Origin of the sequence: Weissella soli (assembly GCF_001761545.1) — a bacterium.
Classification (GTDB): Bacteria; Bacillota; Bacilli; order Lactobacillales; family Lactobacillaceae; genus Weissella; species Weissella soli.
This window is the reverse complement of sequence record NZ_CP017326.1, coordinates 1,602,266-1,626,075: the sequence shown is the minus strand read 5'-3', so window position 1 is coordinate 1,626,075 and position 23,810 is coordinate 1,602,266. Positions and strand designations below refer to the sequence as shown.

25 protein-coding genes are annotated in these 23,810 nt (G+C 41.9%); 10 read left to right on the top strand and 15 right to left on the bottom strand.

Features of this window, described 5'->3' with window-relative positions; all coding sequences use genetic code 11:
- Positions 1 to 118: 118 nt before the first annotated feature.
- Positions 119 to 1,585: a sugar porter family MFS transporter gene (locus WSWS_RS07830; protein ID WP_070230736.1), complete on the bottom strand. Its 1,467-nt coding sequence runs from the start codon at positions 1,583 to 1,585 to the stop codon at positions 119 to 121.
- 243 nt (positions 1,586 to 1,828) lie between these two features.
- On the opposite strand from WSWS_RS07830, the gene WSWS_RS07825 reads away from it, so the two are divergent.
- Positions 1,829 to 2,290 (top strand): DUF4564 domain-containing protein, encoded by a 462-nt coding sequence (locus WSWS_RS07825; RefSeq protein ID WP_237342589.1) that lies wholly within the window; start codon positions 1,829 to 1,831, stop codon positions 2,288 to 2,290.
- 57 nt (positions 2,291 to 2,347) lie between these two features.
- On the opposite strand, the gene WSWS_RS07820 is transcribed toward WSWS_RS07825, so the two are convergent.
- From WSWS_RS07820 to WSWS_RS07795, 6 genes are all read right to left on the bottom strand, one after another.
- On the bottom strand, positions 2,348 to 3,382 hold the full coding sequence (locus WSWS_RS07820; protein WP_070230734.1) for a PTS sugar transporter subunit IIC: 1,035 nt from the start codon (positions 3,380 to 3,382) through the stop codon (positions 2,348 to 2,350).
- A 12-nt stretch (positions 3,383 to 3,394) separates the two neighbouring features.
- Complete coding sequence (locus tag WSWS_RS07815) at positions 3,395 to 4,390, bottom strand: D-2-hydroxyacid dehydrogenase (protein ID WP_070230733.1); 996 nt, start codon at positions 4,388 to 4,390, stop codon at positions 3,395 to 3,397.
- Entirely contained in the window at positions 4,380 to 5,567 is a 1,188-nt protein-coding gene (locus WSWS_RS07810) for a pyridoxal phosphate-dependent aminotransferase (RefSeq protein ID WP_070230732.1), read from the bottom strand. The genes WSWS_RS07815 and WSWS_RS07810 overlap by 11 nt, the downstream gene beginning before the upstream one ends.
- A gap of 305 nt (positions 5,568 to 5,872) precedes the next feature.
- On the bottom strand, positions 5,873 to 6,433 hold the full coding sequence (locus WSWS_RS07805; protein WP_070230731.1) for a hypothetical protein: 561 nt from the start codon (positions 6,431 to 6,433) through the stop codon (positions 5,873 to 5,875).
- Between the two features lie 128 nt (positions 6,434 to 6,561).
- Positions 6,562 to 7,380, bottom strand: coding sequence for a Cof-type HAD-IIB family hydrolase (locus WSWS_RS07800; protein WP_070230730.1), 819 nt, complete (start codon positions 7,378 to 7,380; stop codon positions 6,562 to 6,564).
- Positions 7,381 to 7,395: 15 nt separating this feature from the next.
- On the bottom strand, positions 7,396 to 8,736 hold the full coding sequence (locus tag WSWS_RS07795; protein ID WP_070230729.1) for a TrkH family potassium uptake protein: 1,341 nt from the start codon (positions 8,734 to 8,736) through the stop codon (positions 7,396 to 7,398).
- A gap of 691 nt (positions 8,737 to 9,427) precedes the next feature.
- On the opposite strand from WSWS_RS07795, the gene rlmH reads away from it, so the two are divergent.
- A complete protein-coding gene (gene rlmH, locus WSWS_RS07790; RefSeq protein WP_070230850.1) occupies positions 9,428 to 9,907 on the top strand; it encodes a 23S rRNA (pseudouridine(1915)-N(3))-methyltransferase RlmH in 480 nt (159 codons plus the stop codon).
- Positions 9,908 to 9,957: 50 nt separating this feature from the next.
- Here the strand turns inward: rlmH and WSWS_RS07785 are convergent, their stop codons facing one another.
- The 5 genes from WSWS_RS07785 to WSWS_RS07765 form a co-directional block, all read right to left on the bottom strand.
- On the bottom strand, positions 9,958 to 10,623 hold the full coding sequence (locus WSWS_RS07785; RefSeq protein ID WP_070230728.1) for a potassium channel family protein: 666 nt from the start codon (positions 10,621 to 10,623) through the stop codon (positions 9,958 to 9,960).
- A 161-nt stretch (positions 10,624 to 10,784) separates the two neighbouring features.
- A complete protein-coding gene (lepB, locus tag WSWS_RS07780) occupies positions 10,785 to 11,405 on the bottom strand; it encodes a signal peptidase I (protein ID WP_070230727.1) in 621 nt (206 codons plus the stop codon).
- Between the two features lie 164 nt (positions 11,406 to 11,569).
- Entirely contained in the window at positions 11,570 to 13,585 is a 2,016-nt protein-coding gene (metG, locus tag WSWS_RS07775; protein WP_070230726.1) for a methionine--tRNA ligase, read from the bottom strand.
- Between the two features lie 174 nt (positions 13,586 to 13,759).
- Positions 13,760 to 14,494, bottom strand: coding sequence for an amino acid ABC transporter ATP-binding protein (locus WSWS_RS07770; protein ID WP_070230725.1), 735 nt, complete (start codon positions 14,492 to 14,494; stop codon positions 13,760 to 13,762).
- Between the two features lie 10 nt (positions 14,495 to 14,504).
- A complete protein-coding gene (locus WSWS_RS07765; RefSeq protein WP_070230724.1) occupies positions 14,505 to 15,200 on the bottom strand; it encodes an amino acid ABC transporter permease in 696 nt (231 codons plus the stop codon).
- A 410-nt stretch (positions 15,201 to 15,610) separates the two neighbouring features.
- Between WSWS_RS07765 and WSWS_RS07760 the strand changes: the two genes are divergently transcribed.
- From WSWS_RS07760 to WSWS_RS07745, 4 genes are all read left to right on the top strand, one after another.
- Complete coding sequence (locus WSWS_RS07760) at positions 15,611 to 16,414, top strand: transporter substrate-binding domain-containing protein (RefSeq protein WP_070230723.1); 804 nt, start codon at positions 15,611 to 15,613, stop codon at positions 16,412 to 16,414.
- Between the two features lie 93 nt (positions 16,415 to 16,507).
- Positions 16,508 to 16,780 carry an acylphosphatase gene (locus tag WSWS_RS07755; protein WP_070230722.1) on the top strand — a complete coding sequence of 91 codons (273 nt, stop codon included), beginning with the start codon at positions 16,508 to 16,510 and terminating at the stop codon, positions 16,778 to 16,780.
- A 15-nt stretch (positions 16,781 to 16,795) separates the two neighbouring features.
- Positions 16,796 to 17,692: a prenyltransferase gene (locus WSWS_RS07750; protein WP_070230721.1), complete on the top strand. Its 897-nt coding sequence runs from the start codon at positions 16,796 to 16,798 to the stop codon at positions 17,690 to 17,692.
- A gap of 9 nt (positions 17,693 to 17,701) precedes the next feature.
- On the top strand, positions 17,702 to 18,166 hold the full coding sequence (locus WSWS_RS07745) for a YcxB family protein (RefSeq protein ID WP_070230720.1): 465 nt from the start codon (positions 17,702 to 17,704) through the stop codon (positions 18,164 to 18,166).
- Between the two features lie 52 nt (positions 18,167 to 18,218).
- On the opposite strand, the gene WSWS_RS07740 is transcribed toward WSWS_RS07745, so the two are convergent.
- The 3 genes from WSWS_RS07740 to WSWS_RS07730 all read right to left on the bottom strand — a co-directional run bounded on the left by WSWS_RS07740 (position 18,219) and on the right by WSWS_RS07730 (position 21,648).
- On the bottom strand, positions 18,219 to 19,265 hold the full coding sequence (locus WSWS_RS07740; protein ID WP_070230719.1) for an acyltransferase family protein: 1,047 nt from the start codon (positions 19,263 to 19,265) through the stop codon (positions 18,219 to 18,221).
- A 66-nt stretch (positions 19,266 to 19,331) separates the two neighbouring features.
- Positions 19,332 to 20,102, bottom strand: a complete 771-nt coding sequence (locus WSWS_RS07735) for an SGNH/GDSL hydrolase family protein (RefSeq protein ID WP_114981367.1) — start codon at positions 20,100 to 20,102, stop codon at positions 19,332 to 19,334.
- Positions 20,103 to 20,418: 316 nt separating this feature from the next.
- Positions 20,419 to 21,648, bottom strand: a complete 1,230-nt coding sequence (locus tag WSWS_RS07730) for a site-specific integrase (protein ID WP_070230717.1) — start codon at positions 21,646 to 21,648, stop codon at positions 20,419 to 20,421.
- A 93-nt stretch (positions 21,649 to 21,741) separates the two neighbouring features.
- Here WSWS_RS07730 and WSWS_RS07725 point away from each other — a divergent pair, with 93 nt between their 5' ends.
- The 4 genes from WSWS_RS07725 (at position 21,742) to WSWS_RS07715 (ending at position 23,602) form a co-directional block, all read left to right on the top strand.
- On the top strand, positions 21,742 to 22,074 hold the full coding sequence (locus WSWS_RS07725) for a transposase (protein WP_237342588.1): 333 nt from the start codon (positions 21,742 to 21,744) through the stop codon (positions 22,072 to 22,074).
- 18 nt (positions 22,075 to 22,092) lie between these two features.
- Positions 22,093 to 22,248 carry a hypothetical protein gene (locus WSWS_RS08280; RefSeq protein ID WP_237342587.1) on the top strand — a complete coding sequence of 52 codons (156 nt, stop codon included), beginning with the start codon at positions 22,093 to 22,095 and terminating at the stop codon, positions 22,246 to 22,248.
- Positions 22,203 to 23,099 (top strand): IS3 family transposase, encoded by an 897-nt coding sequence (locus WSWS_RS07720; protein ID WP_114981369.1) that lies wholly within the window; start codon positions 22,203 to 22,205, stop codon positions 23,097 to 23,099. The genes WSWS_RS08280 and WSWS_RS07720 overlap by 46 nt, the downstream gene beginning before the upstream one ends.
- Before the next feature lie 62 nt (positions 23,100 to 23,161).
- A complete protein-coding gene (locus tag WSWS_RS07715; protein ID WP_123773687.1) occupies positions 23,162 to 23,602 on the top strand; it encodes a hypothetical protein in 441 nt (146 codons plus the stop codon).
- Positions 23,603 to 23,810 lie beyond the last annotated feature (208 nt).

Sequence of the window (23,810 nt, the reverse complement as noted above, 5' to 3'; positions counted from 1 at the left end):
CTGGTCAACGACCTGCGAGGATTACCTTAATACGCACTATTGTAAATGAATTGAACCCCACGAGTTGGAATACATCCAACTCGTGGGGTTCGTTTAAATTTTATTTAATATTTTTGAATTAAAGAATATCTGTTGTAGCATCACCATCATAATATCCGGCTGCATGAGCCTTGGTACGCAAATCTGCCTCCAAGGACTCCAACGTCTTACCACGAGTTTCAACCGTAAATTTAGCAATGAACCAGATGGCTACGAAACATAGGACACCATAGATGATGAATAACTTAGCGATACCGTCACCCTCCTTGCCATTACCAGCAAAGGCGTGTAATAGCATTGGGAATGATTGTGAAACGGCAAAATTAGCAGTCCAGTTCACGACGGCACCAAATGAGTTACCCAAGCCACGAATATTCAATGGGAATGACTCACCAATCATGACCCACATAACCGGTCCCCAAGTTGCTGAGAAGAAGGCAATGTAAATCGTCAAAGCAATGACACAGACCCATGAGCCCAAGTTTCCATTACCAGCTCGCAACAAGAGCATCGCAGCTGACATCAACAACAATGCCGAACCCATACCGATGGCTCCCCAAGTCAACATCTTCTTACGATCAATCTTATCCATAATCTTGACCGCAATGAACGTCACGATGACATTGAACAGACCAATAAAGATGTGTGATAACAATGCAAAGTGTTCTGAGAAACCAGCTGAGATGAAAATCTTAGGTGCATAGTAAAGCACGGTGTTACATCCCATAACTTGCTGTAAAATCGCTAACCCCATAGCCATGATTAACACTGGCCGTGCCATATGGCCAAACAACTCTTGGAAACCACCAGACTTAATCGAAGCTTGTAACTTGATGTCATGCAATTCTTCGTTTGCTAACTTAGCATCAGGGTTAAATTGCTTCAAAACTGACAAAGCAGTTGCATCATCACCCTTACGAACTAAGAAACGTGGTGATTCTGGCAGATACAAACCACCAAAGAACAATATAGCAGCTGGTATAGCAGCCAATCCAAGCATCCAGCGCCAATCATGCATACCAACCAAGAAGTGCAATGCTCCCTTTGGTGCTAGTACTTCATTTGAAATATAAGCAAAGAAGATACCCGTCATGATCATCAATTGGAACAAGGTTCCGACACCACCTCGTTTGTCAGCAGGGGCTAATTCTGACAAGTAAGTCGGAATTAACGCTGAAGCAGCCCCAACCGCGACACCTAAGATAACACGCGAAATAACTAACATTTCGTAGCCATTCGCAAAGGCTGACCCTAAAGCTCCTACAAAGAAAATAATTGAAGCTAGCAATAATAATTTCTTACGACCGAGCTTGTCCGACATTGGTCCGATAATAGCGGCTCCTAAAACCGCTCCCAGCAAAACTGACGCCGTAACGAAACCTTCTTCAAACGAACCCGCCTGAATGCTCAAACCACCATCTGCAGCGGCCTTGTTAATAAACAACATTGCCCCGGAGATAACCCCTGTATCATACCCAAAGAGTAATCCTCCCAGTGCACCAAAGAAATAAATTAGTCCGGTAGATATACCTTTTTTCTTGGCCATTATGCCACCCTCCAATAAACCAATAACTAATAATTCGTGTAGTAACCCATCACATTGAAAACGCTTTCATATCTTCAACACAATGTATCGTACCACAATTGGTTGTCGCTCGCAACCAACTTCATAAAAGTCACGTGATTTTCATGAATTGCATAAATTAGCTTACTGGATTAACCATTTAAACTGTTTTACAAATAGCCAGAAAATAGCTAAACTAAAGCTATTATGATTACTGGAGGAGTAATGATGCTATTGGGAAGTATTTGGATTCAACCCACACCGTTGAGTTGGTTGTTATGGCTTGGCGTGATTGCTGTTTTCATTATCGCTGTTTTAGTTGTTCTCGGGCTAGGTATGCGTACTAAGAATGGTTTTGGCGTCCCTAAAACTTGGGCAGTTTTAGCCAGTATCCTGTTATTGGTTGCTTTAATCGGTTACGCTGGTGCAAATTATTATCATGTTTATGTAAATTCAAGTGATTATCAGCGCCAAAAGCGTGAATATCAAATTAAGTACACAACTAATACACCACGCGAAATTAAAGTTATGGATTATCAAGGAAAAGTCATCTATCACTATAAAGGAAACTTTGCCTTCGCTCGCAAAGGACACGGCTTAAACCTAACTGATAACAAAACTGGCCGTAAGATTTCAATTTATATCGGTGACAATAACACCGTTGTTGTGACTGATTTGAAAAAATAATAGTGTTTCACGTGAAACAAAAATCCTTGGACACTGTGTGGTGTCCAAGGATTTTTCTTAACTCAATTCTGGTAATTTCAAATCACTCGGCTTGACTAAATTAGTCAATGAGATAAAGATGTACTTTACTGTGAACGCCAAAATCACTGGCACAACCACGAAAATCATAATCACTTCGATCAAAGTCGACCCAGTTGTAATGGCTGCGATTGGTCCTAATAAGCCTGAAAAGCCAAAGCCGGCACTGGCTGATGTTCCTTTTACTTGGAATATGGCACCAACACCACCCGCGATACCCGCGGCCAACAAGGCCGGAATAAATAGCTTCGGTTTAGACAACATGTTCGCCATTTGAATCTTTGGTGAACCAATAAAGTGGGCCAAGGTACCACCAATGGGATTCACACTGGCACCCATGGCAGCCAATGTGAAACTTGCAGCGACGATACCTAAATTAGCTGAACCAGCACCGATCCCGGTAATGCCAATGGCTGTTGCAATACCGGCTGAGGAGATTGGTGAAACCACCAAAGCCGCAAAGGCCATGCCAACGATAATGCCCATTAGAATTGGTTGCAACGTTGTGGCAGCATTGATCGCTTGTCCAATCGCTTGTGACACAGCCCGAACATATGGCAAAGTGAGCGTACCGATCCCACCAGCAACCATGATAACCATGGCTGGTAGTAGTAGCATTTTAAACTGTCCCAGCTTATCGCCAACAACCTGGATCATTAAGACTGCAAGCGCCACCGTAATGCCAAGATTGATGATGTCACCGGTGCCGGCTAGCACAAAACCTTTATCGGTAAATGTCGCGACCCCAGAACCAACCACACCTGCGAGGGCCACTGAAGCCGCTTCAATATTACCGTATTTAAATAATGACGCAACCGCAAATCCAGCCACGACTGGCAAGAGATTTGTCGCTAATATCAACATTTGCGAAATTTCCAATGCGACTGGCGCAGTGCCAAATAATTTCATGATTGAACCAAAAATGGCTGATGGAATCAACGTGACCACAATACCGATACTCAGGCCGTTTAAGATATTTAATGTGAAGTTTGATTGCTTAGTTGCTTGTCCCATAGGTGACTCCCTTTAGTTGACGTCATGTTCTGAATGACCATGCGTGACGATAGCTAGTGCATCATCAAGTGAAATTTGGACCATATTTTCCACGGCCTTGTTTGTGTAAAAGGCAATATGCGGTGTGAGCAAAATATCATGACGCTTTTGAGCTTCAGCAATGATCGGATCAGGCAGCTCTTGCCCACTCAAATCCTTTGCAAAGACGGGACCCTCACCCTCAATTGTATCTAAGGCCGCAGCGGCCACAATGCCATCATCCAATGCCTTAAACAAGGCTTTGGTGTCAATGACCGGCCCACGAGAAGCGTTTACCAAGAGCATACCGGGTTTCATTTGTTGCAGTACCGCAGCGCTGATCAATCCTTCTGAAGTGGGATTCAAATCGACATGCAGTGAAATCACATCACTTTGTGCAAGTAACTCCGGTAAAGTCACATATTCAGCGACATAGGCGACTTCAACGCGTGGCTTAACATCGTATGCCAAAACGCGGGCCCCTAAGGCATGAAGTAGGTTAACTAACGTGCCCCCGATACGGCCAGCACCAATAATGCCGACCGTCACTGAATGAATTTCACGTGATTGCAACCCGTCCCATGTGTAATTTTGCTGCGCAATATTTGCATCAAATTCGGGTGTATGACGTAACAAACGGAAGATTTGCATCAGGGCAAATTCCGCAACTGATCGTGGTGAGTATGCTGGCACATTACTTACCTTCAAACCAGCTGCTGTGGCCAAGTCGACTTCAATCGCGTCTAAACCAGCTGTACGCGTGGTAATCTGCTTTAACCCAAACCCTGCTAACGTTTCGTAGAATTTGGCATCCCCACCGACCGCCGAACGTTGTTGAATCACAATCGCATCAACGCCCTGCGCGCTAGTCACATTATCTGGGTGGAATTCATCAGTTGTAGTAATTAATTCAATTCCTGGATGGGTTGTTGCGTATTTATCGATGGCAACCTGTTCATCAGGGCGTACTGAGTATAACTTAATTTTCATCTTGACCTCCAAAGTAATTCACAAGCCGTTGACCAGCTTCGACAACATCTTCATACCGGGTTGCATACGATGCCCGTAACCAGCCACGACCATCCTCGCCAAAAGCTAGACCAGGAATTAAGCCCACCTTCGCTTTTTGCGCGATATCACGCACCAGGTCCCAATCTTGCAAGCCATCCGCTGGCGCTTTAAACCATAGGTAGAACGCACCCCCGGGGTACGCGTAGGTTAATCCTGCTGTTTTGACGGCTGCTAATAGGGCATCGCGCCGGCGCTGATATTCAACGCGCATCCCCGTTGTCGCTGCATCATCGGCCCCAGCTCCAAATGCCTCTGTTGCGGCGGCAACCGCGGCATTGGTTGGCGCCGTGACAATCAATTGGTGCACAATCGCCAATTGATTGATTAAGTCAGCGGGTGCCGCGATAATGCCGATGCGATAACCTGTCATCGCGTGACTTTTAGATACACCATTAAATAGAATCGTTTGTTCTGGTAATAACGCTGCCAATGAGACATGGTTTTGATCAAATACCAGTTCTGAATAGATTTCATCTGATACAACAAACAAATTTGTTTCGCGAATCACTGCTACCAGAGCCTCTAACTCACTTTTACTGTAGATCACGCCCGTAGGATTTCCTGGTGAGGTGATGACCAAAGCTTTCGCGTTTGGATGGGTGGTGAGCGTCTCGCGTAATTGATCAGGAGTTAATTTAAAATCAGTTGCCGTGGTATTAACGTTAACGACTTTGCCACCAACGAAGGTGATTGCTCCGGCGTAAAGTGGAAAATTTGGGGTTGGGATAATCACTTCATCCCCTGCATTCAAAATCGTTTTGAACGTGACATAGATAGCTTCTGTCACCCCAATTGTTGCAATAATCTCATCTGCATCGTACTGCGTGCCATAATGCGAATTTAAGAACGTGGCGGCGTTTTCCCGTAATGCCACCGTCCCATTAGAGGGGCCGTAGTGCGACTCGTTATTGGCAATACTTTCGATACCTGCTTGCTTAATATGCTCTGGCGTATTAAAGTCCGGTTCGCCAACTGTTAATTTGATCACATCTGGAATCGTACTGATCTCCTGAGAAAAAGCCAATATTGCATTGGGCTTACCGTTTTGTACCAATGGAATGGTAGTTGCTGCTAATCCTGATTTTAATTCGACCATACTTTCAAACTCTCCATGTCTCTAATTTAATGCTTTAGCACCTGTCGTCGTGCTAATAATGTACAAAAAAACTCCGTAAGCCATAATCAGCCTACGGAGTAGAATTCGACAAACACTCTACGCGTAGACTAATCGTCCCACGCGTAAAACTTCTTTACGCGTGAGGATGCGTAAAGAATAGATAACCATTTTGTGATGAAATTGTCCGTGTTGTGTTTGCCATTTTTCTGTACCTCTTTTTGTATTGAGTATTATGATAAACCTTCTAATTTATTTGTCAACAAATTTTCATAACAAACAACAGTTTATTTGATCAACTCTTTACCCGACAACGCAATTCGTTTAAATGCATGTGGAATCAAACGCCGCCAGAATAGCGCTGCGTGCAGCAGCATTAACAAAATATCCAAAAAATCAGATTTCAACCAAAACAGCCAAACAAACAACAGCACTGTGGGTGGTAGCAATAAGAGAACAAATAAAATCCAAGCTCGTTCAAAGAACCAGCCCCGCATCAATACCTTGGGATCAGTCTGCTGATCAAAAGGGACTAGCTGGGTGGTATCAAAGACTGTTTTTTGACGCCCAAACCACCATAAAATAGCTGGCAAAAACAAACCTAATGCCAAATAGAACCACCACATGATGGGATTTGTAATAATATAATGTGGCAACGGAATAAATTTGTCAAAGAGCCACCAAGGTGTGACTAGGATACCCGTAATAATAACAATCCATAATTGCCATTGATATGATTTTGAATCTGGTAAAATCTGGGGTGTCCAATAATAACGACGATCTGCCAAATTATAAACCAGTGAGCCAAGCGCATTATGACGCATTTCAATAATGTTTTTTGGTTCCATTAAACTTCCCTACTTCTTATATTCTCTGTTTAACCATAACATAGTTAGATAATCCGGCAAAGATGCCTTCTGCAAGCTATAAAAAAACCTAATATCACAGCAAGTTCATGTGATATTAGGTTCTCAGGTTAATTTTTTAAGATACTTTCAATGGTTTTCAAAACACCCGCATGATTATTATCAGCCAAAGCCTGGGGGAATAGATTCAACAATTCTTGATCACCATTCGGCATGGCATAAGGATGTCTTGCATAGTGCAACATCTCAATATCATTGAGTCCATCACCAAACGCTGCCAAATCACCACGTTCAAAGGCATAGGCATCGGCCAACCGCTTCAAACCAGCTGCTTTGTTGACATCTAATGCAACCACGTCCACTGAGCCATAGCCCGAGGTCGTCACGTGGCCCAAATCACCGATTTCTCTACGAGCCAGCTCGATGTAGGCCTCACCATCCGCCTCGCTAAACCCAAAGGTCATTTTTGCAATTGGTTCCTTGATCTCATCAATCGTTTCCACCAGGCGTAACGAGAAGTTTTCACTCATGAATTCAAGTTGCTCAGGATTAATATCTTCATGTCGATTTAACATATATTGATGTTTCAAACCAGCGAAGCTAACCGCCCGATGTAATTTAAACCCATGATTGTCGATCAGCGCCAATGCTGCCTTCATGGCTTCTTTAGAAACGGGATGAATATCTAAGATGGTTCCATCAGCTAACTTGATAATACCACCGTTATTCGAAACAATATCGATACGTCCTAGGAATGGCGCAAACACACGTTCGACATTGACTAACGCCCGGCCAGTTGAAACAACAAAGTGTGTACCCTTGGCATTTAATTCAGTCAACACTTGATCAAAATAGGCGTGATTATACTCACCTTGTGCATCCATAAAGGTTCCGTCTAAATCTGATGCAACTAGTTTTGGAATGGTCATAATAGTCCCCCTTGGCTATCCAATAATAACTTCCTCGATTGGATAGCGATACTTTTTAGTGTGTGCACGAATATTCAATACCGAAAACATGACGGTATAGATGCCAACTCGGCCAACGAACATGACTAACATTATCATGATTTTACCGAAAGCTGTCAGATTTGGTGTTAGCCCTAATGTAAAGCCAGTTGTCGAAAAGGCCGAAATGACTTCAAAGAAAATATATTCTAAGCCCATCTGCGCCGGAATCTTCTCGGTCAAACTTAAGATGAAGGTCACGGTGAACACAAACGCGATGGAGATTGTCGCTAACATCAATGCTTTTGTAACAATAACCGGACTAAAACGGCGATCACCAAAGTTGACGTCCGTTTCGCCACGTAATGTCGAAATCGTTTGCATCCATAGAATCCCAAGTGTTGTCGTTTTAATACCACCCGAGGTTGAGCCAGGCGTACCACCAACAAACATCAGGAAAATCACCAACATAATGGCCGCTGTCGACAACGAGTGCAATGGAATAATTTCAAAGCCCGCTGTTCTAGGCACAACCGCCAAAAACAGCGTATTGACTAAGCCTTCAAAAATGGATAAGCCTTTTGGTAAATGCCCATTAACGAACTCAGATAGGAAGAAACCACTAAAACCAATAACTGTCAGCCAACCTGAAACCCGCAGCGCGACGCGTGTATGCAGACTCAATCGTTTTGTCTTGTGATATAGCAACACATCCCGCCATACCAGAAAACCAAAGGATCCCGCCGAAAGTAACAGCATCATCACGATGAGGACGTAGGGGTCCGTTTGAAAAATCGTCAACGGATCAGCAAAAAAAGTAAAGCCCGCATTCGCAAAGGTTGAAATAGCGTGCATCAATGAATAATACAGGCCCCATTTCCATCCATACCGTGGAATAAAATCGAAACTTAGCAGCACAAAGCCAATGGCTTGTATGCCCGCCGACAACATCACGACGTAGGCCATCACCGATTTAACATCCGCTAAGTTACGCAAATTGAGCGCCTGCTGGGCTAGTAGGCGGGACCGCAAATCCAGTCGACGCCCAGTAATCGCAAACAAGATCACCGCAAACGTCATAAAGCCTAGTGCACCAATTTCAATCATGACTGCTAAAACGACCTGACCAAAAACTGTCCAAGTGGTGGCCGTATCAAGGATCGTCAACCCAGTAATTGTGGTCGCTGATACGGCGGTAAATAAAGCGTCAATGAATGAAATCTGACCTAAGTTATGCGAAATTGGCAGGGTGAGTAGAAACGCACCCAACATGATAATGACCAGGAAGCCGATCGTCAAAATTTGGGGCGGCGTTAATTTATTTAAGATTTTATGCATTTCAAGTACTCCAATACTTAAATTATACCGTAAATTTCACAAGGAATTTTACACAAGTTGTGGGAAAATTTAGTGGAAAACTTTCATAACTTACACACAGGTTGTGGAAAACTTGTGGATAAGTTGTGGACTTGTATCGTGAAAGTGGCTGATATCAAGCATCTAGCAAATGTGGATAACTAATTGCATACTGCAAAAACTGATTATAACAGAATTCAACTTTCTAGATTAACTTAAACTTATAATTATCGGTCAATATTCGAGATTATCCTATAGATAATCTTAAAAACGTTGATATATCAATGTTTTTAAACCTTAAGATTATTAATTACGAACAATCAACTGTTGATAACCTTAATAAGTTCGTGATTTATTCTATTTCACAAACTAAAAATGTGGATAACCTCGACGGTAGCCCTTTTACTCTGTGGATAACCTATGCAATGTAACAGGTAAATCCTTTGTTATTAGGCTTTTTGAGTTTTCCACAATCAAATTTGCAACATGTGGATAACCATCTGTTTTACGACAAAACGAACGGTTGAAAGTCTGTTATAATAGCTTTTGTGGGCTTTGTTAATAACTTTAAAAACTTGTGGATAACTGTGGATAAGGATCTTTATTAAGCGCATTATCCACATCTTAAATATATTAAATAATTTCTTAATTTTTTCACGGAGTGCTTTATATGTTGAATATCAAAATTATTGGTGTCGGTAAGTTAAAAGAAAAATTTTTAAAGGATGGTATCGCGGAATATAGTAAACGGCTGTCCAAGTTCGCGAAGTTCGAAATTATCGAAGTTCCCGACGAAAAAGCGCCTGAAAAACTTTCAGCCGCGCAAATGTATGATGTCATGAACAAGGAAGGTGAGCGCATTCTCAGTAAAGTGAAGGATAAGGAGTACGTCTACGTCCTAGCGATTAAGGGTAAAGAACGGGCCTCTGAGGAGCTCGCCGCCGAAATTGAACAGCTCGCCTTGCGTGGCGATGCTGACATTACTTTTATCATCGGTGGTTCACTCGGTACGGCCCCCGCGGTCAATGCCCGTGCCAATAGCTTGATTAGTTTTGGTAAGTTCACCTTGCCCCACCAACTAATGCGCCTAGTGCTCACCGAACAGATTTACCGTGCCTTTATGATTAATGCCGGATCACCCTATCATAAGTAATCTAAATAGCCTGTGGCCACTGTAATCCAGTGGCCACAGGCTATTTATTATTAATTACCAGAGACTAGATTCTCAAACTTCTTCACATTGATACTCTCACCAATGACCGTCAAAATATCCCCAATCCGAATCATATAAGCTGACTCAGGTGCCGCAATAAACTCATCATGTGCTTTAACCGCAATGACATTTAACCCAAAGTCAGAACGAATGTTCAAATCAGAAATTGTTTTATTCACAAATTTGAAGTTGGTAATTTTAACTTCGGCTAGTGAATAGTCATCACTTAAAGTGATATAGTTCAAAATATTAGGCGTTACCAACCGTTCCGCCAATTGTTTTGCCATTTCGTATTCCGGCCGCACTACTTGATCCGCACCGATTTTTTGCAAAATACGGGCATGCAGGTTGTTCTCCGCTTTGGCAACGACACTCTTAACACCAATATCCTTCAATAATACCGTCGTCAAAATTGAAGCTTGTTGATTATGGCCAATCGCCACAATGACATGATCAAAGCTAGGTAAATCGAGGTCACGCAAGGCCTCTTCATCCTGTGAATCAGCAATCACGGCATGCGTCGCCTTATCCATGTAGTCTTCGATGACGTCGGCATCACGATCAATCGCCAAAACCTCCTGACCAGCACTAATTAATGATTCTAATAATGAACTACCGAATCGACCAAGGCCGATGATGGCATATGTTTTCGCCATGATACACTCCTTTATGCGAGCCCTTCTCGCTCATCTATCACTCATTATATAATACTCCCTACCCCTTGGCACAGTTCTGCTAATTGATTGCACTAAGCAGCCATCACACCTGGTAACTAAATAAAGCTATCAACTTCTAGAAGTTGATAGCTTTAGCTAGTTTACTTGGTAAAAAAAGTTTGCCATTGGTCGTTAATGTTAATTTGCTGGGTCTTGTTAGTCCAAAAACCAGCCTTGACAACACCCATAACCTTACTTTTATCGACAAATCCCCAGTAACGGGAATCATTGGAAACTGAGCGATGGTCCCCTAAGACAAAGTACTTGCCCTTTGGTACGATAATCGTATTTTCATTCTTTTGCCAACCTTGGCGCTTAGCCAACTCTGATAAGTTATTCCAATTGCCAACATTATTAATTTCATTTGTCGCTTTTTGTTCTGATTTAGAAATGTATGATTGGTCGATCGTCTTGCCATTAACCTTCAATACGCCATTTTTAGCGGAAAGTTTATCACCAGCAACCGCAATCACACGCTTCACGTAGTTCTTTGTACTCGTTTCTTCTGGATTCTCACCAAAAGCATCAAACACAATCACACTACCACGATGGATCGATTCTGAGCGCATGACGAAAACTTGTTCAGTATCATACAGATTTGGATCCATTGACGTACCGTCAACCCTAACCAAGGTGAACCAGTATTGCTTAATCAACAAAGCAATCAATAGACCAACAACGATGGGAACAACATATCCCATAATGTTTTTAAAGGTTTTCATTACATTATCCTATTCTCTATACTCGGAATTAACTATGATTTATTCTAGCATGAAAATTTCTCAGACCCTAATTGAGTAAGTTGGTCTTTATTAATTTTTACAAACAGGCCGCCAATAAATAAAAAATCTCAGTGGATTGCTTCACCGAGATTTTAGTCATCATTTTAAACGATTTCTGCACCAGGAACAGCTTCATCTGGCAAAATTGTCAGAACAAGTTTGTCATCTTTTTCAGCTGATAGGATCATACCTTCAGAGACGTACTTCTTCATCATCGTACGAGGCTTCAGGTTAGCCACAAAGATAACCTTCTTACCAACTAAGGTTTGATATTCTGGATAGAATGCCTTGATACCTGACAAGATTGTCCGACCGTTTGGCGTACCGTCGTTTAACTTGAACATCAAAAGCTTTTTTGAACCCTCAATCTCAGATACTTCCAGAATCTCAGCAACCTTCATTGAAACTTTTTCAAATTCATCAAATTCAATGTCCTCTGCAACCGGTTGTGCCTCGTCAACCTTGGCTTCAGCTTCCTTGGCCTTCTTGACTGCTGCCGTTTCCTTACCGCCACCAATCATTGAATCGCGAATGTATTCAACTTCTGCCTCTACGTCAACACGTGGGAAAATTGGTTCACCCTTGGCAACGACCTTGCCACCAGTTGGCAAATCAGTAAACTTCAGATCAGCGATCAACAAGTTTGTTTCCGCCAAGCCGAGTTGTTCGAAGATTTGCTTTGGTGCCTGTGACAAAGCTGGTTGCAATAGGATTGCAGCTACGCGCAAAGCAGCAGCTAAGTGAGCCATAACAGATGATAAGGTAGCAGCCTGTGCTTCATCCTTAGCCAATACCCATGGTGTTGTTTCATCGATATACTTATTGGCCCGCGCGATTAACTTCCAAACCTCAGCCAATGCATCTGATACGTGCAATGTCTCCATATAGCCATTGTATGCTTCGATGACATCTTCAGCTGTTTTAATCAAATCAGCATCAAATTCAGTGGCACCCGTCTGCAACTCAGGGATAACCCCACCTTCGTACTTGTTAATCATGGCTACGGTACGGTTCAATAAGTTACCCAAGTCATTGGCCAAGTCATAATTCAGCTTTGATACGAAATCTTCTGGTGTGAAGACCCCATCGTTACCGAATGGCATGGCACGTAACAGGTAATAACGCACTGAGTCGATACCATAACGATCAGCCAAAACATCTGGATAAACCACGTTACCCTTTGACTTTGACATCTTACCATCACGCATCGTCAACCAACCATGCCCAATCACTGTCTTTGGCAATGGCAAGCCCAATGCATGTAACATAATTGGCCAATAAATCGTGTGGAAACGGACGATTTCCTTACCAACCAAGTGTACATTAGCTGGCCAGAATTTCTGATATAAGGCATCCTCCTCTGACGACCAACCAAGTGCCGTAATGTAGTTTGACAAAGCATCAATCCAGACATAGATCACGTGTTTTGGATCTGATGGTACAGGTACGCCCCATGAGAAGGCCGTACGTGTAACTGCTAGGTCTTCCAAGCCTGGCTTGATGAAGTTATTAATCATCTCATTCATACGCGTCTCAGGTTGAATAAATTCTGGGTGCGTGTGGTAATACTCCAACAACCAATCAGCGTATTTTGACATGGCAAAGAAGTATGATTCTTCCTTAACTAGCTCAACTTCATGTCCTGAGGGCGCCTTACCACCGATCACTTTACCGTTTTCATCGCGATAAACCTCAGCTAATTGAGATTCAGTAAAGTACTCTTCATCGTCAACTGAATACCAACCTTCATATTCACCCTTGTAAATATCACCTTGATCAAGCAACTGTTGGAAAATCTTCTGAACAGCCTTTTCGTGTTGCTCATCAGTAGTCCGGATAAACCCATCATTGGTAATATCCAATGCTGCCCAAAGCTTTTGAATATCGGCGGCCATGCCATCCACGTATTCCTTGGGTGTCATGTTCAGCTTTTCAGCTTTTTGCTCAATCTTCAACCCGTGCTCGTCAGTTCCTGTTAAATAGTAAACGTCTTCGTTCAACAAACGGTGGTAACGAGCCGCCGCATCTGCCAACACCGTCGTATACGTATTTCCAATGTGGAGCTTACCAGATGGATAGTAAATTGGGGTTGTGATATAAAATGTGTTCTTTTCTGCCATGATATCTTTTCCTTTCGCGACTTACAGATGAGCAAGCCGTCATTATTTCTCAATTATAGCAAAAAGAAACCCATCCGATACACTAGATTTTCCTATATAAGTGGTTCATCAACCAGTATTGATAAAAACACTAGTTCTCAATTATAAGAGGACTAGTGTTGATTGATGGTTATTTTAAAGAGTGAAGGCGTGTAAGAAATTCTGAATGCGCTCGGTTGGCGATGCAAAGAAGGTCGCCGGTTTACCGTCAAATTGCACCGCGCCATCTTCGATAAATAAAATACGGTCAGCCGCGGCCCGTGCGAATTCCATATTATGGGTCACGATAATCATGGATTGCCGCTCCTGTGACAGCCCATTCAAAATGCGCAGCACTTTCATTTCCATCTCTGGATCCAATGCCGACGTGGGTTCATCTAACAATAAATACTTAGGATGCATTGCCAAGGCCCGTGCGATGGCAATCCGTTGCGTTTGCCCACCTGAGAGCTGGTATGGGTATCGATCTGCAGTATTATCTAATCCAACAGCGGTTAACAAGGCCTGGGCCTCCTTAGTAGCGACTGGCTTGGATACTTTGGCAACGTGCACGGGTGCTTCAATCAAGTTACCCAGGACCGTCAAATGATCAAACATCCGTGGTGTCTGAAAAACCATCCCTGTCAACCGGCGTACCTTTAACAACACATCGGTTGACACTGGCCGACTAAAATCAATCACCTGATCATCAATCGTGTACTGCCCTGAATCTGGCATCTCTAATAGATTCAAAGAACGCAAGAGCGTTGATTTACCCGACCCTGATGGCCCAACAATCACGGTTGTTTCATGTTCATTGAAGGTCAGATTAATATCGATCAATGCATGGTGTTCTGCATATCGCTTATCAATATGGGTTAATTGCAACATATGGTTATCCTTATCCTTTCACAAAACGATCTGCCCAGCGTTGTAAGAAGTGTTGCGGAATTGACAGCACTGATACAAACAAAGCGTATATTGCGGCGACTAACAAATACATTTGCAAGGGTTCAAAGTTAGCGGCGGCAAATTGCTGCCCCATGTAAAACATTTCAACAATCGTCACTACTGACGCCAACGATGTGTCTTTTACCAAAGAAATAAATGAATTGGCAAGTGTGGGAATTGAAATCCGTAACGCTTGTGGCAAAATAATCCGCACATAAGCTTGCCCGTCGGTCATCCCCAAAGCGGCCGCGGCTTCTTTTTGCGTATCCGGAATTGACGTAATGGCCGCGCGAATCGCTTCTGAAGCATACGCCCCAGTGTTAAGAGACAACACCCAAATGGCGGCTGCCCAACCCGATGGCGCTAACCAACTGATTCCTAATTTTGGCAACCCATAAAATACCACGAATAACTGGACTAACATTGGTGTTGAGCGGAATAACCACACATAGAACCAAGCCACAAATCGGATAATACGCCAAAAAATTAACCCAAGCCCAGTCGCCCGTACTTGGTATGACCGCACCACCGCGACGACGCCCGCGACTATGATGGCAATCACGAAAGAAATAAGTGCTAAGGGGATGGTATATTGCAGCCCAGCCCATAATAGCTTTGGACCATATGTCCCAATGAATTCAAACATAATAACTACTCCGTATTCTTTTTCAGTAAAATAAAAGAGCGTTTTAATGGTTGACCAAAACGACCTAACGCAGTGAACGCGCTAGGTTGATGCAAGTAATTTGATTCTTTACCAGATACATCATGTGGTAACTCCTCTGAGAAACTCTTATTTTAGTCATTTCCAATGATAGGGTTTATACTTACGAATTGCAAGGGTTGACGGTCAAAAACTTTTCCGCTATGGTTAAAGCCGTATTCAGAAGTCAAAGTAACGCAATGCAGGTGTCATTTTGACTTAAATTCTCTCAAGGAGGCATTGTCCATGCATACCCAATCACACTTGGCATTTATCATGAATGCCTCAACTAATGTCTGTTGATGCTCATTTTATTTTTATAATCTAGCTTGACCCACATTAGGAGAAAAATAATGAACAAGATGCTTAAAATAACTGCTGTTACTTTGACTGCTGGTTTGGTTACCAGTGCGTTTGTGCCTGCAACAACGACCGTTGCGGCTGCCAGCTATAAATCAGAGGTGAAGACCAAGGGTACTTTAACCATTGGGTTAGAGGGTACCTACGCCCCATTCTCATACCGTAATAAGCAGGGTAACCTAGTTGGTTACGATGTTGCTGTGGGTAAGGCCATCGCCAAGCAATTAAAGCTGAAACCTGTATTCGTGACGACTAAGTTTGATTCTCTGGTCGCCGGTTTGGATACTAACAAATACGACCTTGTCCTAAATAATATGTCCAAGAATGCCGAACGTCTCAAAAAATATGGTTTCGGCACTGCCTACCTCAACACGGGTGCTGTTTTGGTTGTTAAGAAGTCGTCATCAATTAAAACGGCCGCACAACTCAAGAACCACACGGCCGCTCAGACAGCTGAATCCAACTTCGGCCAAGCTGCTAAGAAACTCGGTGCCACGATTGTTGCATCGCCAGGTTTCAGTGAGTCAATGACCTTAATTGAGTCTGGTAAGGCTGACGCCACAATTAACGATGATGCCGCCTGGGGGGTCTATAAGAAAGCGAACCCAAAGCAAGCTAAAAAATTGCGGACAATTGATGTGACTAAGCAAGCCGGTGCTTCAAAAGCCTACCCAATGCTTAACAAAAAAGACAAAAAATTGCTTAAGGCCGTTAAAAAAGCCGAAAAGCATCTCAAAAATAATGGTACACTAACCAAAATTTCGAAGAAATACTTTACAAATGATTTAACAAAATAGTTCATCGACCGATTACACACCCTCTATTGGGGGTTTGTAGTCGGTTTTTTACTGTTAATTTATATGTTAAACTACCATTAAAAGGGGAAAATTATGCAAGCAATCAATATCCATATATTTGGGCATGTCCAAGGAGTCGGCTTCCGCTATTCAACCCAACTCATTGCCAAAAAGCACCACATCACTGGCGTTGTCTGGAATGTCAGTGATGGAACTGTTAAAATTGAAGCGCAAGGAGCAGAAGCTGACATTGAACACTTTGTTGCCGCAATCAAAGCTAATCCGTCTCCCTTTGCACGTATTGATCAAGTGATAGTGACGGCTGGCACCGTCGATGAAAATCGCCGTACCTTCCGCACTATCTAGAAAAGAGAAAGATTCATGACTTTTAAACAATGGCTGAAATTTATTGAGATTCAGTCACTCGTTGCCAGTGCGCTACCTTTAATTTTAGGTAACTTGTACGCAGTTAAAACTTATCACCTGATACATCCTACTTACGCCATTGTCTTTGCGTTAGTTGCTTTCGCGCTCCAAATGGCCGTTAACGTCTGGAATAACTTATCCGACTTTCAACGGGCCACGAGTGATGACTGGAAAAATGGGGTTAACAACATCATCGGTGAAGCTGGGATCACGCCTGTCCAAGGATGGGGTACCTTGTTTGGCTTAGTAGCCTTTGTGGCCATCGGCGGCATTTGGCTAGTGACCGTTACTGGCCTACCCTTACTATTCATGGGGATCATCGGGTTTGTCATTGCCTACTGGTATGCTGGGACACCAGTACCCTTATCACGTACACCGTTTGGTGAACTGGCTTCCGGCTTAACGATGGGCTACCTCATCTTCTTGGCAGCAACTTATGTTAATATTGCGCCAACTTTTAATTTCACACTCCTGTGGCATGCTATCTTTGCATCTGCGGTGGCCTGGTTTGCCATTGGAAATATCATGTTGGCTAATAACCTTGGTGATTTTGAAGAAGATGTCGCTGAAGGTCGCCATACCTTGGCCTTTTACCTCGGTAAGGCCACAACCTTGAAGTTATTTGGTTGGATTTATGATGCTGGCTATGTCATGGTGATTATCTCCGTCCTATTGGGTATTTTGCCTTGGACAGCTTTGATCGCAATTCTGTCATATCCAATCGTGCATCGCAACGTCCGCAAATTCCAAGCCAATCCTGCTAAAAACCCAAATTTCATCTTGGCGATTAAAAATGCCGTTGTCATTTCAATCTTCTTAGCACTTGGCTTGGGTCTCGGCCTCATTTTCTAGGAGCATCCAATGAAAAAGTTATACGAACAAGATGTCACCTTTGACTTTGTGACGTATCGTAAATTCACACTCATCGTTAATCGCACGCGTCTAAGTGTTTTTCTGACCTTAATCTTCCTTGTTGGTTACTTGCTAGCCGCAATGACCTCCGGGAATACCTCCTGGTTGCTTAATATTCTTGGCGGTTTGGCTTTTATGTTCTTGTTTTTTGCCTTCTACACGGTGATGATTAAACGCACATATACTTCAAATGAAGCTATACAAAATCTGGCGGTGCATTACAATTTCTTTGACACCTATGTTGAACAAACCTCAAGTCTTGGTAAAACGCGTTTTGATTACACCAACATCTATAAGATTGTCGAAGATAAAACTGCGATCTACTTGCTAGTAGGCCGCCAACAAGGTCTTGTCATTCCCAAGAAAACAGCCGATGAACCCTTTAACAACTTCATCCGTAATATCAATAAGTAATCAAAATAAGACCGCAATGCTGGAAAAATCAGCGTTGCGGTCTTATTTTATGTTACTTAGTAATTGGAAAATCACGTTGCACCAACCACTTACGTAACAACCTAAATTTTAGAATAATCCAAGTTAAGCCAGTTGCATACCCAATACGAAGGATCGTTAAACTGATATACATCATTAATCGCGTACCTGGTGCTTGCCGATCCATGAATTGTTGCAAATACATATCGGTTAAATTAAGGTCAGTTGTGTGAATTATCAAAATGATCAACGAGAATTCCCCAGCATATGCTAAAAATTTTGTCAGCCAGACCCAATGTCTTTCGATAAAATAGCTAAAGCTCAAAATGGCAATCGCACTGGCTGCTGCTGCGATGGTGGCTAACACAATGTGCTCAGCCCGCCCCTGGTTTAACCCATACCAGGTAAACCAGCTACTGACTAACCAAACTGTAAAGCTGCTCCAACCAACCCACCATTTAGTAAAGATCAACGTCTGGTGTTGCTTTACATATTGCGCTAATTCGTAGCCAAACATATAAAATACTTGAACCTGAAGCGCCGTTTGAAATGACCATGGCCATAATCCAAAATGGGCTAGCCCTACCCCTAAGATAAACATCACTAAAATGACTAACCTTTGCTCCCAACGTTTTGATAAACGCATAATCAATTGGAAAATAATATTAGCGATAAACATCGTTGGTAAGAACCAAATCGCCCCAATCTGAGCCGTTAATTCATAACCAGTTGGCGTCGTTGCTAATACACCATTCGCATAAATTAGTGATATCCATTTTGCCGTCGTAATGAACTCGTGGTGCAAAAAAACTACCCCGATGAAACCACGAATTAGTAAATAGCCAATTGCAGCAATAAAATATGGGATCAATAATGTGTTTACGCCTGTTTTTACAATTTGCATGAGTGACTTTGGTCGATAAAAATATCCTGAGACAACAAAGAAAACAGCTAAATTACCTAAAAACAAAAAATTACTAATTGAAGTTCCTTTAAAAATCGTCAGCGTATGCGCTGAAATAACCATAAATATCGCTAACCCACGAGCGATATCAAATAGTTGAATACGTTGTTTTACCATACCTGCTACCTTAAATTTGTTAGAAAAGCAGAATCCTTGCATCACTGCTGAATCCTGCTTTTTCTCTTATTGATTTGCGAGCCACGTTGCTAAATGCTGGGCCATTTTATTTTGTGTCGCTTGCGTTGGATGAATGACATGATCACCGTACATTTTTTGGTGATTTTCATCAGTCACAATCGGATCTTTTGCCCAGTTATAGACTTGAATGCCCTTTTGTTGATATACCTGATTAATTGCTTGGATATAAGCATTAGCTGTGTAACCCACGGCGTTTTTTGTGTTCTGTTTTTTATCATTCAAAACATAATTAGCCATTGGATCAACACCATAAATGACTAACTTTGAGTTCATCGCCTTTAACTCATTAATGTAATATTTTAATTGCTTAGCGACTTCAGCCGGCGTATATTTCGTTAAATTAATGTCGTTCACACCAAGCGAAATAATTGCCACTGTTGCTGAATCAGCAGTTTTGCTCATTTGAAAACGTTGTATTTGGCCTAAGAAATCTTTGGTTGTGTCATTACCTGTAATGGTCGCTGCATTCACCGCATACTTCGTGAATGAATGGAATTTCAACTTCTTAGCCACTTGGTAGGTCCACGCATTTGTATCAGCATGATTTGCAATACCGGTATAACCTACCGAAACTGAGTCCCCAAATACCACAACATTTTGTTGCGACCAATCCGTTTGCAGTTGCCTCTTTGGATGCTTAGTTTGATGCTGCTTTGTCGTGATCGCAATCTTCACGTTGTAGTTTTTAAAAAAGGCTGTCATCCCCACACCAACTACGGCAATAATCACGCATAATATTAATATTTTTTTCCACATAATTTATTCTCTTATTATTAGATTGTGCGTCCTTGAAAACAACGCTATTAATATTACAACAAATGAACCTAAATTTCGACTTTAACGCCATTTGATACGTATTAACATCATCTTAAAGAGGCTATAAACATTGTCATTTAAATGTTTATAGCCTCTTTATTTTTTTAATAAATTTTTTTAATAAATTTTTTTAATAAATTTTTTTAATAAATTTTTTTAATGTTTGGCCAACTTGTATTGTTTCACGTGAAACATATTTTCGTCTCTAACACCTTGATAAACCTGCATTCCTCTAAAAGGTGGTGTCAAATTGGTGTCACGAAGCACGCTTGTCGTTGAACATGTTTAACACATCAAGCGGTGTGCCCTGCGGTTTAATGTAATAGCGCATCAATGTTTCGGGAGTGTGTCCCATGATTTGAGCAACTTGTGCGATAGGGACACCGTCCGCTACTAGTTGGATCGCAATCGTTTTTCTAAAGCTGTAAACCGTCAAATTCGGCATTTTCATTAATTTACGCAACGCCTCTAGCTGTACTTCAAACGGTGCTATTCTTGCCGGTTTCGCTTCGGCAGTACGCTTAACGCGTTTGATATCTAACATAACCAATTTATTAGCAACATCAATATGATTAGCATCAAGGAATTTTTTTCGACGCTTTTCGAATTCACGAAGTGCGGTAACTAATTCATCCGAAAGTGCTAAGCTATCTCGGTTCTCACCCGTTATTCTCGCTTTAACGTGCGATGTAAATCGATCCTCAGTAAGATTGAAAAATTTAGAAATATTGAACACGATGACTTCTTGATTATTTTGGTGAATGTCACCAAATTCAGCGCCCAAAATCTCACCGGTTCGCGCGCCTGTTTCAGTCGCAAGCCAAGTACCTAACCACGCACCAGTGTCAAATATACTCGCTGTCCTCACTTTGCTCATAACAAATTTTCTTGTTTTTTCCAGTTGTTCCCAGGTCAGAACAGGTGCGCCACCAGATGATTCAATTTCATCCAACAAGAAGAAAATTTCTATTGCTCGTTTTGGCACCGGGTTTTGTCGGTATCCCTGTGTCTCATCAAAAAATTGACGTAACTGTGTGGCAGTTTTTCCAGCAACGCCGTTCGTTGTGAGTTTCCATTTTTCAGCATGCGCTTCTTGGGTGGAACGGATTAACGTGCCAATCGTAACTTGAGTGGTATTCTCAACGGTAACACGTGGAGCAAATTTATTCACAATTTCAATCGAACGATTTAACCGTTGTCGCGCGCTTTCTGATCTAGCTAACCCTGCATCTAGTCGCTGATTAGCCCAATGCTCAAACGAGGTAGCGAGTAACGTGTTTTGTTGGAATTTCTCTTGAGATGTAGGCGTTTTAGGCTGATTAGTCATTTCTGACCACAGCTTAAGCGCATCTGACTTTGTTCTCGCATATTTGCGGGGAAGGCTCTTTAACTTTCCAGTTTCAACGTCGCGATATTGAACACGTATTAAGTATTCTCCTTTGTGCTTACCATCTTTTACTTTCGTAAATGTGGGGGATTTAGCCATTTTTTAGGGCTCCTTTTCTATTTCTTGTTAATAAAAAAGGGCTCTGATTTGAGGCGTACCCCGAAAGTTAAAGTAACTTTCGGGGTTTTATTTATGACAAAAATTTCAAAACAAACAAAACTTGAGGCGATTCTGGCGTATCATGCAGGCTTCGCCTCAAAGGCCAAAGTAGCCAAACACTACGGTGTTTCTAAAACGCTATTTAGTATGCTTCTCGCAGCTTACGCTACACATGGACCTGATGTGCTATTAAATCCCCCTGCAATAACGGGAGAATTCCGTATTGCGGTAGCCTCATGGGCGATTAGGGAAAACGCTTCATTGACGGCTGTTGCGGCCAAGTTTGGCTACGTTGGCACGGCACAAATAATTAAATGGAAAGAAATATATTCCAAACTTGGACCAAATGGGTTATTGTCTATTTAAAAAGGACAAAAACCTAAAATGACTAAGAAGAAGCAAACCCAAACAAACAAGTTGAGCGCAGAAGAAAATCGACTCGCCCAATTGGAAGATGAAGTACTGCGATTAAAAATCCAAAATGAAGCGTTAAAATTATTAGCCTCGATTCAGCAACGAACCGACAACTCGCAGAAGTAACCTGCCGACTCGAGGCGCAATTTAAACTGATTGATATCCTAAGTGTTCTACCAATTGTAGAGAGCACCGTCCACTATTGGAAACGCAAGTTCAAAAACGATGACCCTGACGAGCCACTTCGCGTGGCTATTAAAACAATCTGGAAAGCTGATAAACACTATGGCGTGCGCAGAGTTTATTTAAAGTTACGTAAGCAATCAGAGTTCGCAAAAGTAAATCATAAGAAAGTCCAACGAGTTATGCATGAGATGGGATTACAAGGTGTTGGGTACAACAAGCCATCACGTAAGTATGATTCATCTAAAGGACCTGAGAGAAAGCGCGTGAAGAACAAGATTCACCGCCGCTTTAAAACTGATCGTCCATTCCAAAAACTATCTAGTGATGTCACTGAATTTAAGGTACCAGCTACGGGAGAAAAAGTTTATCTGGAGCCTATTCTCGATATGTATAATAATGAAATACTTACGCACGCAATTGGCACTAGTCCTAATCTTGCCTTTACCCTACAACCACTTAATCAGCTCGTAGAGCTGCTACCCACACGCTCTTATCGCACAACCATTCACACTGATCAAGGGTGGCAATATCGTCACAAATCATGGCGCAATATATTAAAGCAAAACCGCATTATCCAAAGCATGTCGCGTCGTGCGACCGCTCTAGATAATGCGGTTATGGAAAGTTTCTTTAATAAACTAAAAGTTGAAATTGGTGCATTGAGCAAGTACGCATCCGCAAAAGAATTGATTCATGCGATTAATGATTGGATACGGTATTACAATAACGCACGCATTCAAACAAAATTAAACGGCCACTCACCGGTAGAATACCGACAAATGGCCGCTTAATCAGCTAAATTATTTTACTTTAACTTTTTGGGTACACCGCATTCTATATAAGAGTTTCATTTTTGATTTTTTTATCAATAGGTAGTGGGAAATCAGCAATATACTTACTCTCCAAGAGGGAGCGGATTCATATTATTTTAATGAGTACAATACAAATTATTGCCGTCCCTGTACTAGCTATTTCGGTTGCTTTGAGTAGCTCTAATTATGAAATGAAGACTCTACTAGAGTCTATATCCCTAGTGTCTACCGTAATGATCTTAGCGTCTAGCTACCCCTTCTTATTAAGAGGAGACGGATATTTACTATTTCAGGACATTACCGGAGTATATGCACTAAAGCAAAAATTCTTTGAATTAGCAAAAAACTTCGTTAAGCGTGATGATACTCAGCATTTAGACGCTTATTCCCAAAAGGTTGTAATGGCTTGGGGGATGTTGTTCATACTTTCAATATTTTTTGTGCTTTTATTAGCGGTTTTAGGAATTCAAATAATACCGTAAGGTTTAAAATTAAGGAGAAGTAATCATGATTATTATAAGAGTTTTAATCGGCATATATGCCCTGCTAATGATTATAGCATCAGTGCAAAGCCTGATAAGCGAAAAAGACACCGATCGAGAGTTTCACTATATTAACTTCCTAATCAGTATCGCTTTGATAATATCACTAATATATGTTTCTGAGCCGTATATTGTAATTCCAGTATCA